The following is a 16,334-nucleotide window of genomic DNA, read 5'->3' on the forward strand; positions in this document are numbered from 1 at the left end:
AGGCAGGTCGGACTGCGGTCAGGAGATGCCGAACTCCTTGCCGATGAAGTCGAAGAGGTCGTCATCGGTGGCCTCTTCGAGCTCCTCGGCGACGGTGGCTTCCTCGGCCGGGGTCTGCTGGTCGTTCCACCTCGCGAGCAGGGACTGCAGGCGGTTGGCGACTCGGAGGTGCCCCTCGTCGTCGGGCGCGGTCTCCAGCAGGGCGGCCTCCAGTCGGTCCAGCTCGGCCAGCAGCGGCACCAGTACGGCAGCCGGGTCGGGGACGGTCTCGGCGTGGAGCAGCGCGACCAGGGCCGCCGGGGTCGGGTAGTCGAAGACCAGGGTGGCCGGCAGCCGCAGACCGGTCACCGCGTTGAGGCGGTTGCGCAGTTCGACGGCGGTGAGGGAGTCGAAGCCGAGGTCCTTGAACGCCCGGTCGGCGTCCACCGCGTCCGGGCCCGGGTATCCGAGGACGGCCGCGACCTCCGAGCACACCACCTCGCGCAGGACCGCCTCGCGGTCGGTCTCCGGCACGCCCAGCAGCCGCTGCGCCAGAGACGGACCGGTCGCCTCGGTGGCCGCTGCGGCCGAGCGGCGTGCGGCGACCCGGACCAGGCCGCGCAGCAGCGGGGGCAGCATGCCCGCCTCGGCCTGGCCACGCAGACCCGCGAGGTCGAGCCGGATCGGCACCAGGACCGGGTCGCCCGAACGCAGCGAGGTGTCGAACAGCCTCAGGCCTTCCTCGGCGGTCAGCGCACCGACACCGCCCCGCGCCATCCGCTGGACGTCCGCCGTGTCCAACTCCCCTGCCATACCTCCGTCTTCGGCCCACAGGCCCCACGCGAGCGAGGTCGCCGGGAGTCCGGCGGCGCGGCGCTGCTGGGCTAGGGCGTCCAGGAAGCCGTTGGCGGCGGCGTAGTTGGCCTGACCCGCATTGCCGAAGACACCGGCCGCCGAGGAGAAGAGCACGAAGGCGGTGAGGTCGTGGTCCCGGGTCAGCTCGTGCAGGTTCCAGGCCGCGTCCACCTTCGGGCGCAGCACTGCATCGATCCGCTCGGGGGTGAGGGAGGAGATCACACCGTCGTCCAGCACACCGGCCGTGTGCACCACGGCCGTCAGGCGGTGCTCGGCGAGCAGCGCCGCCAACGCCCTACGATCAGCGACATCACAGGCAGCGAAGACCGGCTCAGCGCCCAACTCACGCAGGGAATCAGCGAGTTCCTCAGCGCCTTCGGCCCGAGCCCCGCGCCGCGAGACCAGCAGCAGCCTGCGCGCACCGTACTCAGTCACCAGATGCCGGGCGAACAGCGCACCCAGCGTGCCCGTCGCACCCGTCACCAGCACCGTACCCTCCGGGTCCAGCACCAGCCGCTCGGCTTCATCGGCCGAAGGCACACGGGCCAGACGCGGTGCGAGGGCCTTGCCCGCGCGCAGGGCCAGCTGGGGCTCACCGCTCTCGATGGCGTTCGGCAGAGCGCGCAGTGAGGCCGGGTCCTCGTCCAGGTCGACCAGCACGATCCGGCCCGGGTTCTCCGACTGCGCCGAACCCAGCAGACCCCACACAGCGGCCGAGGGAAGATCAGGCGCTTCCGTGCCGGCGGTCGTCACCGCACCACGGGTCACCACCACCAGACGGGTTTCCGCGACCGTTTCCTCCGTCAGCCACTGCTGCACCAGCGCGAGCGCACCGTGCACGGCGGTGTGCGTCGCAGCGGCCACATCCTCAGCCTCAGCTGGCTCCGGCAGAACAGGCACCAGGATCGTCTCCGGTACGGCACCGGCCACCAGCGCGCCCAGGTCGGGGAACCGCTCGACACCGGCGAGGCCGAGATCGTCCGTACCAAGGACCACCGCACCGGCAAGGGAGGCGGCGGACGGCAGGCCGACGCCCGTCCACTCGGTCCGGAAGAGCGAGTCCTCGCCGCTCGCACCCGCCAGCTGCTCGGCATCGAAGGCCCGCAGCACCAGCGACTCCACCGACGCGACCGGCACACCCGCACCGTCCGCCACGGTCAACGACACCGCATCCGCACCAGCCCGCGACAACCGCACCCGCAACTCACGAGCACCCGCAGCGAACAGCGACACCCCAGACCACGCGAACGGCAACCGACCCCGACCCGTGTCCTCCACCAGGCCACCCAGCGCGACCGCGTGCAACGCGGCATCCAGCAGCGCCGGATGCAGACCGAACAAGCCCGCCTCCGCCTGAGCCACCTCCGGCAGCGCAACCTCGGCGAACACCTCGCCATCACGCCGCCAAGCCGCCCGCAACCCCTGGAACACCGGACCATAACCGAACCCGGCGGCCACAAAACCGCCGTACAGCCCGTCAACCGACACCGGCTCGGCACCCGCAGGCGGCCACTCCACCAGATCGAAGGACTCCTCGGCACCACCCTCCGCCAGCAGACCCGTCGCATGACGCGTCCACGGCTCATCCACCAGCGCGCCCTCCACCCGGGAGTGGAGGCTGACGGTACGCCGGCCGGAGTCGGACGGGGTGCCCACCGAGACCTGGACCTGAACCGCGCCCTTGGCCGGAAGGACCAGCGGCGCCTCCAGTGTCAGCTCCTCGACGCGGCCGCAGCCCACCTGGTCACCCGCGCGGACCGCCAGTTCCACGAAGGCGGTTCCGGGCAGCAGCACGGTGTCGGCCACGGCATGGTCGGCCAGCCACGGGTGGGAGTCCAGCGACAGCCGTCCGGTGAACAGGTGGCCGTCCGCATCCGCGAGCGCCACCGAGGCACCCAGCAGCGGGTGGTCGGCCGTCCCCAGACCGGCGGACGTCACGTCCCCCACCTGGCCGGAGTGGACTCGCGGCCAGTAGTTCTCCTGCTGGAAGGCATAGGTGGGCAGGTCGACGCGCCGGGCACTGGTGCCCGCGAACAGGGCCGTCCAGTCCAGCTTCACACCACGGACGTGCAGCTGAGCGAGAGCACTGACGAAGGTCCGGTTCTCCGAGCGGCCCCGGCGCAAGGCGGGCGCGAACACCGCGTCCTCGGTCACACAGCTCTGGGCCATCGCGGAGAGGGTGCTGTCGGGCCCCAGTTCGAGGTACGTGCGGACGGCCTCGCGCTCCAGGGTCCGGATGGCGTCCTGGAAGCGGACGGCCTCGCGGACATGGCGGACCCAGTACTCGGGCGTGGTCAGCTCGTCGGTGACCTCTCCGGTGAGAGTGGAGACGATCGGGATCCGGGGCTCGTTGAAGGTCAGACCCTCGGCGACGGTCCGGAACTCGGCCAGCATCGGCTCCATCAGCGGCGAGTGGAACGCATGACTCACCGTCAGCCGCTTGCTCTTGCGGCCTTCGGCGGCCAGCTTCTCCACGGCCTCCAGCACAGCCTGCTCGGTACCCGAAATCACCACGGAGTTCGGCCCGTTGACCGCCGCGATCCCCAACTCATCGGTAAGGAAGGGCAGTACCTCGGCCTCGCTCGCCTGGACCGCCACCATCGCACCGCCGGCGGGCAGTGCCTGCATCAGCCGGCCACGAGCGGCCACCAGAGCTGCGGCGTCCGCCAGCGACAGCACACCCGCGACATGCGCGGCGGCGATCTCACCGATCGAATGCCCGGCCAGGAACTCCGGCCGGATGCCCCAGGACTCCGCGAGGTGGAACAGGGCCACCTCGATGGCGAACAGCGCGGGCTGCGTGTACCCGGTCTGGTCCAGCTCCTCGCCACCGAAGACAACCTCGCGCAGCGGACGCTCCAGGTGCGAGTCCAACTCCGCACATGCCGCGTCGAAAGCTTCGGCGAACACCGGGAAGGTCTCGTACAACTCGGCACCCATGCCGACCCGCTGGCTCCCCTGGCCGGTGAACAGGAACGCCACCCGGCCGGCCAAGCCGGCAGTCCCGACCACGGTCCGCGCCGCCGCCTCTCCCTGCGCCAGCGCCTCCAGCCCGGCGCGCAGCTCATCCCGGTCCGAGCCCACCAGCACGGCGCGGTGCTCGAACGAACCGCGGGTGCCCACCAGCGAGAACCCGACATCGACCGGCGAGAGGCCGGGCTCGGCGTCCAGTCGCGCCAGCAGCCGGCCCGCCTGCCCGTGAAGTGCCTCGGGCGTCCGTCCGGACAGCACCCACGGGGTCGCCGACGGGCCCTCCGGCTCGGCGGCCGCGGCCTCGGCTTCGGGCGCCTGCTCCAGGACGATGTGGGCGTTGGTGCCGCTGAACCCGAACGAGGACACCGCCGAACGGCGCGGTTCACCGGTCTGCGGCCACGGCCGCGTCTCACTCAGCAGCTCCACCGCACCCGCCGACCAGTCCACGTGCGAGGACGGCTCACCCACATGCAGCGACTGCGGCAGCACACCGTGCCGCATCGCCATCACCATCTTGATCACACCCGCCACACCGGCAGCAGCCTGCGTGTGCCCCAGGTTCGACTTCACCGAACCCAGCCACAGCGGACGGTCCTCCGAGTGCTCCTGACCGTAGGTGGCCAGCAGCGCCTGCGCCTCGATCGGGTCACCCAGCCGGGTACCCGTACCGTGCGCCTCCACCGCATCCACCTGGCTCGCCGTCAGATTGGCGTTGGCCAGGGCCTGGCGGATGACGCGCTGCTGGGACGGGCCGTTGGGGGCGGTGAGGCCGTTGGACGCACCGTCCTGGTTGACGGCGGAGCCGCGCACGATGCCCAGCACCGGGTGCCCGTTGCGCCGGGCGTCCGAGAGCCGCTCGACCAGCAGCATGCCGACGCCCTCGCCCCAGCCGGTGCCATCGGCGTCGTCCGAGAACGCCTTGCAGCGCCCGTCCGCCGCCAGGCCGCGCTGACGGCTGAACTCCACGAAGGTGCTGGGTGTCAGCATCACGGTCACACCGCCGGCCAGCGCCAGCGTGGACTCTCCCTGGCGCAGCGACTGGCAGGCCAGGTGCAGGGCGACCAGTGAGGAGGAGCAGGCGGTGTCGATGGTCACCGCTGGACCCTCCAGGCCCAGCGTGTACGACACCCGGCCGGAGGCGATGCTCCCCGAGGTGCCGGTACCGACGTGACCCTCCGCGCCCTCCGCCGACTGCTGGAGCAGCATGCCGTAGTCGTTGTACATCACGCCGACGAACACGCCGGTCCGGCTGCCCCGCAGCGTCGCCGGATCGATGCCCGCCCGCTCGAACGCCTCCCAGGAGGTCTCCAGCAGCAGCCGCTGCTGCGGATCCATCGACATCGCCTCACGCGGCGAGATCCCGAAGAAGCCCGGATCGAACAGGCCCGCGTCGTGCAGGAACCCGCCCTCACGGGCATACGAGGTGCCCGGGTGGTCCGGGTCCGGGTGGTAGAGGTTGTCCAGGTCCCATCCACGGTTGTCGGGGAAGAAGGAGACCGCGTCCCGCCCGCCGACGACCAGGCCCCACAGCTCCTCGGGCGAGGAGACACCGCCCGGGAAGCGGCAGGCCATACCCACGATCGCGATCGGGTCGTCGTCCGTGGCGACGGTTGCCGGGATCGGGAGGTCGGTGGTCGGCAACGCGCCCAGCAGCTCGCTGCGGAGCAGCTCGGCGAGAGCACCCGGGGTCGGGTAGTCGAAGACCAGGGTGGCCGACAGCCGAAGACCGGTCACCGTGTTGAGGCGGTTGCGCAGTTCGACGGCGGTGAGGGAGTCGAAGCCGAGCTCCTTGAACGCCCGCTCGGCGTCGACCGAGGCGGCGCTCGGGTAGCCCAGGACAGCCGCCACCTCCGCGCGCACGAGGTCGAGCAGAGCCGACGCTCGCTCGGCCTCGGGGAGGGTGGCCAGTCGCCGGCCGAGCGCCGATCCGCTGACAGCACCGGGACCCTCACTGCCGCCGGCTTCGGTCGCGCGGCGCATCGGGGCCCGTACCAGGCCGCGCAGCAGCGGCGGCACCATGCCACGGGCTGCCTGGGCGCGCAGAGCTGCGAGTTCGAGCTGGATGGGCACCAGGAACGGGGCACCGGAACCGATCGCGGCGTCGAACAGCAGCAGGCCGTCCTCGGCGGTCAGCGCGGCGACACCACCGCGTGCCATCCGTTCCACGTCGGACCGGACCAGGGCGGCGGCCATTCCGCCGTCTTCGGCCCACAGGCCCCAGGCGAGCGAGGTCGCCGGGAGTCCGGCCGACCGGCGCTGCTGGGCGAGGGCGTCCAGGAAGCTGTTGGCGGCGGCGTAGTTGGCCTGTCCGGCCGCGCCGAACAGGCCCGCGGCGGAGGAGAACAGGACGAAGGCGGTGAGGTCGTGGTCCCGGGTCAGCTCGTGCAGGTTCCAGGCCGCGTCCACCTTCGGGCGCAGCACGCCCTCCAGCCGCTCGGGGGTGAGGGAGGAGATCACGCCGTCGTCCAGCACACCGGCCGTGTGCACCACAGCCGTCAGGCGGTGCTCGGCGAGCAGCGCCGCCAACGCCTCACGATCAGCGACATCACAGGCGGCGAAGACCGGCTCGGCGCCCAACTCACGCAGGGAGTCCGCGAGTTCCTCAGCGCCCTCGGCCTGAGCCCCGCGCCGTGAGACCAGCAGCAGCCTGCGCGCACCGTACTCGGTCACCAGATGCCGGGCGAACAGCGCACCCAGCGTGCCCGTCGCACCCGTCACCAGCACCGTACCCTCCGGGTCCAGCACCAGCCGCTCGGTCTCGGCAATCGCCGGGACCCGGGCCAGACGTGGCGCGTAGCCACCGCTGGTCCTTACGGCCAGCTGCGGCTCACCGGAGGCGAGCACACCGGGCAGCGCCTGGAGCGAGGCCGGGTCCTCATCGACATCGATCAGCACGATCCGGCCCGGGTTCTCCGACTGCGCCGAACCCAGCAGACCCCACACAGCGGCCGAGGGAAGGTCCAGCACATCCGCGTCAAGGGCCGCCACCGCACCACGCGTGACCACCACCAGCCGGGTGTCCGCCAGCAACTCCTCGGCCAGCCACTCCTGCACCAACGCGAGCGCACCACGCACAGCGGCATGCGTCGCAGCGGCCACATCCTCAGCCTCAGCCGACCCCGGCAGAACAGGCACCAGGATCGTCCCCGGCACCGACAGCCCGGCCGAGACCGCAGCCCGCAGCTCAGCCAGCTTCCCGAACTGCTCGGCATCGTCCAGCCCGAGATCATCCGCCCCGAGCACGGTCACCACGTCCGGGGCCGCGACAGGCGGAAGGGCAGCGCTGACCCACTCCGGGCGGAACAGCGACTCATGGCCACCGCTCGCACCCGCCAACTGCCCGGCGTCGAACGGCCGCAGTACCAGCGACTCCACCAATGCGACCGGCACACCCGCACCGTCCGCCACGGTCAACGACACCGCATCCGCACCGGCCCGCGACAACCGCACCCGCAACTCACGAGCACCCGCCGCGAACAGCGACACCCCAGACCACGCGAACGGCAACCGACCCCGACCCGTGTCCTCCACCAGGCCACCCAGCGCAACCGCGTGCAACGCGGCATCCAGCAGCGCCGGATGCAGACCGAACAAGCCCGCCTCGTCCCGGCTGCTCTCGTCCAGCGCGACCTCGGCGAACACCTCGCCATCACGCCGCCAAGCCGCCCGCAGCCCCTGGAACACCGGACCATAACCGAACCCGGCAGCCACAAAACCGCCGTACAGCCCGTCAACCGACACCGGCTCGGCACCCGCAGGCGGCCACTCCACCAGATCGAAGGACTCCTCGGCACCACCCTGTGCCAACAGACCCGTCGCATGACGCGTCCACGGCTCGTCCACCGGCGCGCCCTCCACCCGGGAGAACACGGACACCGGACGGCGGCCCGTGGAATCGGGCGCCCCGACCGACACCTGGACCTGCGTCCCTCCCTTTGCGGGCAGGACCAGCGGCGCCTCCAGCGTCAGCTCCTCCAGCCGGTCGCAGCCCACCTGATCGGCTGCCCGGACCGCCAGTTCCACGAAGGCGGTTCCCGGCAGAAGCACCGCGTCACCGACGGCATGGTCGGCCAGCCACGGGTGCGCCTCCAGCGACAGCCGCCCGGTGAACAGGACACCGTCCGCGTCCGCCAGAGCGACGAAGGCTCCCAGCAGCGGGTGCTCCGCGAGGTCGAGGCCGAGCTGGGCCGCCGCCGCGTCGCCCATCAGGACCGGCGGGGCCTCCAGCCAGTAGCGCTCGTACTGGAAGGCGTAGGTGGGCAGGTCCACGCGCCGCGCACCGGTACCGGCGAAGGCGGCCTGCCAGTCCAGCTTCACACCACGGACGTGCAGCTGCGCGAGAGCGCTGGTGTAGTTCTCGGCCTCGGCACGGTCGCGGCGCAGAGCCGGCACGAACACCGACTCCTCGCTGACGCACTCCTGACCCATCGCGGTGAGCGTGCCGTCCGGGCCCAACTCCAGGAAGCTACGGACGCCTTCGCGCTCCAGAGCCTGAACCGCATCGCAGAACCGGACCGCATCGCGGACGTGCCGCACCCAGTACTCGGGGGTCCGGATCTCGTCGGTGATCCCACCGGTGAGGGTGGAGACGATCGGGATCCGGGGCTCGCCGAAGGTCAGACCCTCGACGACCGTACGGAACTCGGCCAGCATCGGTTCCATCAACGGCGAGTGGAACGCATGGCTGACCACGAGCCGCTTGATCTTACGGCCCTGGGCCGCCAGCTTCTCCGCGACCGTAAGGACGGCCTGCTCGGCACCCGAGATCACCACCGAGTTCGGTCCGTTGACCGCCGCGATCCCCAACTCATCGGTGACGAACGGCAGTACCTCGGCCTCGCTCGCCTGGACCGCCACCATCGCACCACCAACCGGCAGCGCCTGCATCAACCGGCCACGGGCCGCCACCAGAGCGGCCGCATCCGCCAGCGACAGCACACCCGCCACATGCGCGGCAGCGATCTCACCGATCGAATGCCCGGCCAGCACATCCGGCCGCAGACCCCATGCTTCGACCAGACGGAACAGCGCCACCTCGATGGCGAACAACGCCGGCTGCGTGAACCCGGTCTGATCCAGCCCCTCGCCACCGAAGACCACCTCGCGCAGCGGACGATCCAGGTGCGAGTCCAACTCCGCACACACCGCGTCGAAAGCCTCGGCGAACACCGGGAAGGTCTCGTACAACTCGGCGCCCATGCCGACCCGCTGGCTCCCCTGCCCCGTGAACAGGAACGCCACCCGACCGGCCGCACCGGCGACGCCCAGCACCGCCCGTCCGGCTGACGCGCCCCGCGAGAGGGCTTCCAGGCCCGCGCACAGCTCGTCCTGGTCCGAACCCACCAGTACCGCGCGGTGCTCGAACGCCGAACGCGTAGTCGCCAGCGAGAAGCCGACGTCGACCAGCGACAGCTCGGCCCGCTCCTCCAGGTGCTCCAGCAGCCGTCCGGCCTGCGCCCGCAGTGCCTCCGCCGTCCGACCCGACAGCACCAGCGGCAGCGGCCCGGCCGGCGGCACGGACGGTGCGGCGTCGGATGCCGGCGGCTGCTCGATGATGGTGTGCGCATTGGTGCCGCTGATACCGAAGGAGGACACGCCCGCTCGGCGCGGACGGCCGCTCTCCGGCCAGGGCCGGGCCTCGGTCAGCAGCTCCACCGCGCCGGCCGTCCAGTCCACATGGGTGGACGGCTCGCCGACGTGCAGGGTCTGCGGCAGCACGCCGTGCCGCATCGCCTGCACCACCTTGATGATCCCGGCGACACCGGCGGCGGCCTGGGTGTGGCCGAGGTTGGACTTCACCGAACCCAGCCACAGCGGACGGTCGTCCGAGTGCTCCTGGCCGTAGGTGGCCAGCAGCGCCTGCGCCTCGATCGGGTCACCCAGCGTGGTACCGGTGCCGTGGGCCTCGACCAGGTCGACCTCGTCGGCCGACAGTCCGGCTGAGGCCAGCGCCTGCCGGATCACCCGCTGCTGCGAGGGGCCGTTCGGCGCCGTCAGACCGTTGGAGGCACCGTCCTGGTTGATCGCGGAGCCACGCACGATCGCCAGCACCGGGTGGCCGTTGCGCCGGGCGTCCGAGAGCCGCTCGACCAGCAACATGCCGGCGCCCTCGGCCCAGCCGGTGCCGTCGGCGTCGTCGGAGAAGGACTTGCAGCGGCCGTCGGCGGCCAGTCCGCGCTGCCGGCTGAAGTCCACGAAGGTGTCCGGCGTGGACATCACCGTGACACCGCCGGCCAGGGCGAGCGAGCACTCACCGGCACGCAGTGCCTGGATCGCCCAGTGCAGCGCGACCAGCGAGGAGGAACAGGCGGTGTCCACGGTGACGGCCGGGCCCTCCAGGCCCAGGACATAGGACACCCGGCCGGAGGCGATGCTCCCGGCGCTTCCGGTACCGAGGTAGCCCTCGACGCCCGGGGGGATGGCGGGCAGGCGGGAGATGTAGTCGTGGTACATCACGCCCGCGAAGACACCGGTCCGGCTGCCGCGCACCGACTCCGGGTCGATACCGGCCCGCTCGAAGGCCTCCCAGGAGGTCTCCAGGAGCAGGCGCTGCTGCGGGTCCATCGCCAGCGCCTCGCGCGGCGAGATACCGAAGAACGCCGGGTCGAACTCGCTTGCGTTGTGCAGGAACCCGCCCTCGGCGGTGTAGGAGGTGCCGGGGTGGTCGGGGTCCGGGTGGTAGAGGTTCTCGACGTCCCAGCCACGGTCGGTGGGGAACGGCGAGATGCCGTCCACACCGTCGCTGATCATGCGCCAGAGGTCCTCGGGCGAGCGCACCTCGCCCGGGTAGCGGCAGGCCATTCCGACGATGGCGATCGGATCGTCGGCTCGGTTGGCCAGGACCGGCGCCGCTTCGGCGGCCGCCTCGCGCAGTCCCAACGCCTCGGTGAGCAGGTAGTCGGCGAGCGCGGTGGGGGTGGGGTAGTCGAACACCACGGTGGCCGGGAGCCGGACGCCGGTCGCGGCGTTGAGGCGGTTGCGCAGCTCGACCGAGGTCAGCGAGTCGAAGCCGGTCTCCCGGAACGCCTTCCCCGGCTCGACGGAGTGCGGGCCGGCGTGGCCGAGGACGAGGGCGACCTGGGTGCGGACCAGTTCCAGGAGCGCCCGCTGCTGCTCCTCCTCGGTCAGACCGAGCAGTCGGGCCAGCAGTGAGGCGCCCGCTGCGGACGTGCCGGCCTCGGCCGCACGGCGGTTCGGGGTACGGACCAGTCCGGTGAGGATGGCGGGCAGTCGGCCGGCCCTGGCCTGGACCCGCAGTCCGGCCTGGTCGAGACGGATCGGCACGGCGACGGCGGCGTCCTGTGCGAGGGCCGCGTCGAACAGGGCGAGGCCCAGTTCGGTGGTGAGCGGGGCGACACCACCGCGCGCCATCCGCTGGACGTCGGCCTCGTCGAGGGTGTCGGCCATACCGCCCGCCCACAGGCCCCAGGCGAGCGAGGTCGCCGGGAGTCCGGCCGACCGGCGCTGCTGGGCGAGGGCGTCCAGGAAGCTGTTGGCGGCCGCGTAGTTGGCCTGTCCGGCCGCGCCGAACAGGCCGGCGGCGGAGGAGAACAGTACGAAGGCGGTGAGGTCGTGGTCCCGGGTCAGCTCGTGCAGGTTCCAGGCCGCGTCCACCTTCGGGCGCAGCACCGCATCGATCCGCTCCGGGGTGAGGGAGGAGATCACACCGTCGTCCAGCACACCGGCCGTGTGCACCACGGCCGTCAGGCGGTGCTCGGCGAGCAGCGCCGCCAACGCCTCACGATCAGCGACATCACAGGCGGCGAAGACCGGCTCGGCGCCCAACTCACGCAGGGAGTCCGCGAGTTCCTCGGCACCCTCGGCCTGAGCCCCGCGCCGTGAGACCAGCAGCAGCCTGCGCGCACCGTACTCGGTCACCAGATGCCGGGCGAACAGCGCACCCAGCGTGCCCGTCGCACCCGTCACCAGCACCGTACCCTCCGGATCCAGCACCGGAAGCTCGGCTTCATCGGCCGAAGACACACGGGCCAGGCGAAGCGCGAACGCACCGCCCGCACGCAGCGCCAGCTGCGGCTCACCACTCTCGACCGCCGCCGACAGCAGACCCAGCGAGGCCGGGTCCTCATCGACATCGACCAGCACGATCCGGCCCGGGTTCTCCGACTGCGCCGAACCCAGCAGACCCCACACAGCGGCCGAGGCCAGATCCGACACCGCACCATCGCCACCGGCCGCCACCGCACCACGCGTGACCACCACCAGCCGGGAACCGGCGAACGCCTCCTTCGCCAGCCAGAGCTGCACCAGGTCGAGCGCCTTGCGCACGGCGGCCCTGACGTCGTCGGCCGACTGCTCCGCTCCACCACCGAACCCGAGCGGGAGGAACACCGAACCGGGAGCCTGGCCGTCGGTGGCGAGGCGTGCGGCCAGGGCGTCCAGGTCCTGCGGTGTGTCGACGCCGTGTCCCGCTACCAGCATGGCGACGGCCAGCCCGAGCTGGTCGACTCCCACCACGGTGTGGCGCTCGGCGGTGCCGTCGGGGGACTCGGGCAGCGGGACGGCCGTCCACTCGACGCCGAAGAGCGAGTCCTTGGCAGCGGCCACGCGGTTGTCGGTCTTCCGGAGCTGGTCGGCGGCCACCGGGCGGAGCATCAGGTTCTCCACCGTGCAGACCGGCTCGCCCGAGGCGTCGAACGCGGCCAGCGAGACGGACTCCGGGCCTGCGGGCACGATGCGCACCCGCAACGCGGCGGCGCCGACGGCCTGCAGTGCGACACCGGTCCAGGAGAACGGGAGCCGTCCCTGGCCTTCGCCCATGGCACCGCCCAGCGCGGTAGCGTGGAGTGCGGCGTCGAGCAGCGCCGGGTGCAGACCGAAGCCGGGTGCGGCGGCGGCCGCCTCGTCCGGCAGCGAGACCTCCGCGAAGATCTCGTCACCGCGCGACCAAGCCGCGCCGAGAGCCCGGAAGGTGGGTCCGTAGCCGAAGTCGGCGGCTGCGAGGCCCTCGTAGAACCCGGACAGCTCTACCGGCCGGGCGTCGGCCGGCGGCCAGTGCGCGGGGTCGAAGTCGCCGACGCGCTCGGTCCTGGCGGCGCCGCGCGATGAGGTGAGCAGGCCGTCGGCGTGCCGGGTCCAGGGCTCCTCTTCGTCGGCGTCCTCCGCGCGGGAGTACACGGTCAGCTGGCGCGCACCGGAGGCCTCCGGCCGGCCGATCCACAACTGCACCTGTACACCGCCGTGTTCGGGCAGCACCAGCGGCGCCTCCAGGGTCAGCTCCGCCAGCCGGTCGCAGCCCACGTGGTCGCCGGCCCGGACGGCCAGCTCGACGAAGGCGGTACCCGGGAGCAGCACGGTGCCGCCGACGGCGTGGTCGGCGAGCCAGGGGTGGGTCTGCAGGGAGAGCCGGCCCGAGAAGAAGAAGCCGTCACCTTCGGCAAGGGCGACCGCGGCACCCAGCAGCGGGTGGTCGGCCGAGCCGAGACCTATCGCGCGGGCGTCGGTGACCAGCGGCGTGGTGCGGTCGATCCAGTACGCCTCGCGCTGGAAGGCGTACGTGGGCAGGTCGACGTGCCGGGCGCCGGTGCCCGCGAAGACGGCCTGCCAGTCCAGCTTCACACCACGCACGTGCAGCTGCGCGAGAGCACCGGTGAAGCTCTCGGCCTCGGCACGGTCACGGCGCAGGACCGGTGCGAACAGTGCGGTCTCGGCCGCGCACTCCTGGCCCATGGCGGTGAGCGTGCCGTCAGGACCGAGCTCCAGGAAGGTCCGGACGCCTTCGGCCTCCAGGCTCTGGATCGCGTCGCAGAAGCGGACCGCTTCGCGGACGTGGCGGACCCAGTACTCGGGAGTGCGCAGCTCGTCGGTGATCCCGCCGGTGACGGTGGAGACGATCGGGATCCGGGGCTCGTTGAAGGTCAGGCCCTCGACGACCGTAAGGAACTCGGCGAGCATCGGCTCCATCAGCGGCGAGTGGAAAGCGTGGCTGACCGTGAGCCGCTTGGTCTTACGACCCCGGGCCGACAGCCGCTCCGCAACCGCCAGCACCGCCGACTCGGCACCAGAAATCACCACCGACGACGGGCCGTTGACCGCCGCGATCCCCAACTCGTCGGTGACGAACGGCAGTACCTCATCCTCCGAGGCCTGCACCGCCACCATCGCACCACCAACCGGCAGCGCCTGCATCAGACGGCCACGAGCCGCCACCAGAGCAGCGGCATCCGCCAGCGACAGCACACCCGCCACATGCGCGGCAGCGATCTCACCGATCGAATGCCCCGCAAGGAACTCCGGTCGCACACCCCAGGACTCTGTGAGCCGGAACAGCGCCACCTCGACCGCGAACAACGCCGGCTGGGTGTAGCCGGTCTGATCCAGCCCCTCGCCGGTGAAGAGCACCTCACGCAGCGGACGCTCCAGGTGCGGGTCCAGCTCAGCGCAGACCGCGTCGAAAGCATCGGCGAACACCGGGAACGCCTCATACAACTCCCGGCCCATCCCGGCCCGCTGGCTCCCCTGCCCCGCGAACAGGAATACCACCCGACCGGCCGCACCGGCGACACCGAGCACCGCCCGCGACGCAGGCTCACCGCTCGCCAGCGCCGCCAGCCCGGCAACCAGCTCGTCACGGTCTGCCCCCACCACCACCGCGCGGTGCTCGAACATCGATCGCGTGGCCGTCAGCGAGAGGCCCACATCGACCGGCGAAAGGTCCTGCTCCGCGTCCAGCCGGGCCAGCAACCGGCCGGCCTGCCCGCTCAGCGCCTCCGCCGTCCGGCCGGACAGCACCCACGGCACCACCGCGGGAGACCCGGCCGGCTCCTCGGCCACCGCCGCTTCGGCGACCGGCGCCTGCTCCAGGATCGCGTGCGCGTTGGTGCCGCTGAAGCCGAACGACGAGACGCCGGCGCGGCGCGGCTCACCGGTCTCCGGCCAGGGCTGCTCCTCGGCGAGCACCCGCACCGAGCCCTCGGCCCAGTCGACGTGCGGGGACGGCTCACCGGCGTGCAGGGTCCTCGGCAGCACTCCGTGCCGCATGGCCAGCACCATCTTGATCACACCGGCGACACCTGCGGCGGCCTGGGTGTGGGCGAGGTTGGACTTGACCGAGCCGAGCCAGAGCGGGCGCTCCTCGGAGCGGTCCTGGCCGTAGGTGGCGATCAGCGCCTGGGCCTCGATCGGGTCGCCGAGGACCGTGCCGGTGCCGTGCGCCTCGACCGCATCGACCTGGCGCGCCGTCAGCTGTGCGTTCTCCAGGGCCTGCCGGATCACCCGCTGCTGCGACGGACCGTTCGGCGCGGTCAGGCCGTTGGAGGCACCGTCCTGGTTGACCGCCGTGCCGCGCACGAGGGCCAGCACGGGGTGCCCGTTGCGGCGGGCGTCGGACAGCCGCTCCAGCAGGAGCATGCCGACGCCCTCACCCCAGCCGGTGCCGTCGGCTTCGGCCGAGAACGCCTTGCAGCGCCCGTCGGCGGCCAGTCCGCGCTGGCGGCTGAAGTCGACGAACGCCTCGGGGGTGGACATCACGGTGACACCGCCGGCCAGCGCCAGCGTGGACTCCCCGGAACGCAGCGACTGCACGGCGAGGTGCAGCGCGACCAGGGAGGAGGAGCAGGCCGTGTCGATGGTGACGGCCGGGCCTTCCAGGGCCAGGGCGTAGGCCACCCGGCCGGAGGCGATGCTGGCGGAGCTGCCGGTGCCCAGGAACGCCTCGACGCCCTCGGGGACGGAGTGCAGCCGGGCGGCGTAGTTGTGGTAGATGACACCGGCGAACACGCCGGTGCGGCTGCCGCGGAGCGTGGCGGGGTCGATGCCCGCGCGCTCGAAGGCCTCCCAGGAGGTCTCGAGGAGGAGGCGCTGCTGCGGGTCCATGCCCAGCGCCTCGCGCGGTGAGATGCCGAAGAAGGCGGGGTCGAACTCGGTTGCCCCGTGCAGGAATCCGCCCTCGTTGACGTACGAGGTGCCCGGGTGCTCGGGATCCGGGTGGTAGATGGCCTCGAGGTCCCAGCCCCGGTTGACGGGGAAGCCGTCGACGGCATCGCGGCCCTGGCTGACCAGCTGCCAGAGCTCTTCGGGGGAGCTGACGTCGCCGGGGAACCGGCAGCTCATTCCGACGATCGCGATCGGCTCGTGGTCCGCCGCCTCCACCTCCTGGAGGCGCTGGCGGGTTTGGGCCAGATCGGCCGTGACCCACTTGAGGTAGTCACGAAGCGTTTCTTCATTCGCCATTAAATGCCCACCTCTTCAACGCATCCAGTCGGCTCACGTCGTTTCGACGGATTTCACCGGCAGGAACTCGCAGCTTTCTCGGCAAACGCCGACGACATGCGGGAAAGCCCCTGGGCGAAGTTGTCGGCAACTTCGGGCACCAGGAGCTTCGCCAAGATCGCCTATTGCAATTCGCGATCCGAGATTATGGTTCGGCCTGATCGGCCCTCAACCCCTATCCGGCCCCTAGGGGCCACCTGATCGGTAATAGCCGGAAAGGAAATTGCCCCACCCCTTACGACGGCCGGCCCCGGCCGGGACGCCGATGGCATCCCGGCCGGGGCCGCACCCGCTGCGAG

Annotated in this window: 1 protein-coding gene; it reads right to left on the bottom strand. The window is 71.8% G+C overall.

The window, feature by feature from the left end:
- Positions 1 to 18: 18 nt before the first annotated feature.
- Positions 19 to 15,996 (bottom strand): SDR family NAD(P)-dependent oxidoreductase, encoded by a 15,978-nt coding sequence (locus ACSMTC_RS02200; protein ID WP_436557911.1) that lies wholly within the window; start codon positions 15,994 to 15,996, stop codon positions 19 to 21.
- Between the last annotated feature and the right edge of the window lie 338 nt (positions 15,997 to 16,334).

The organism is Kitasatospora sp. HPM-01-4 (assembly GCF_051374625.1).
Lineage (GTDB): Bacteria > Actinomycetota > Actinomycetes > Streptomycetales > Streptomycetaceae > Kitasatospora.

Bases quoted from the DNA above. Each gene is read 5' to 3' on its own strand.
- ACSMTC_RS02200 (WP_436557911.1), bottom strand. From the start codon at position 15,996: ATGGCGAATGAAGAAACGCTTCGTGACTACCTCAAGTGGGTCACGGCC.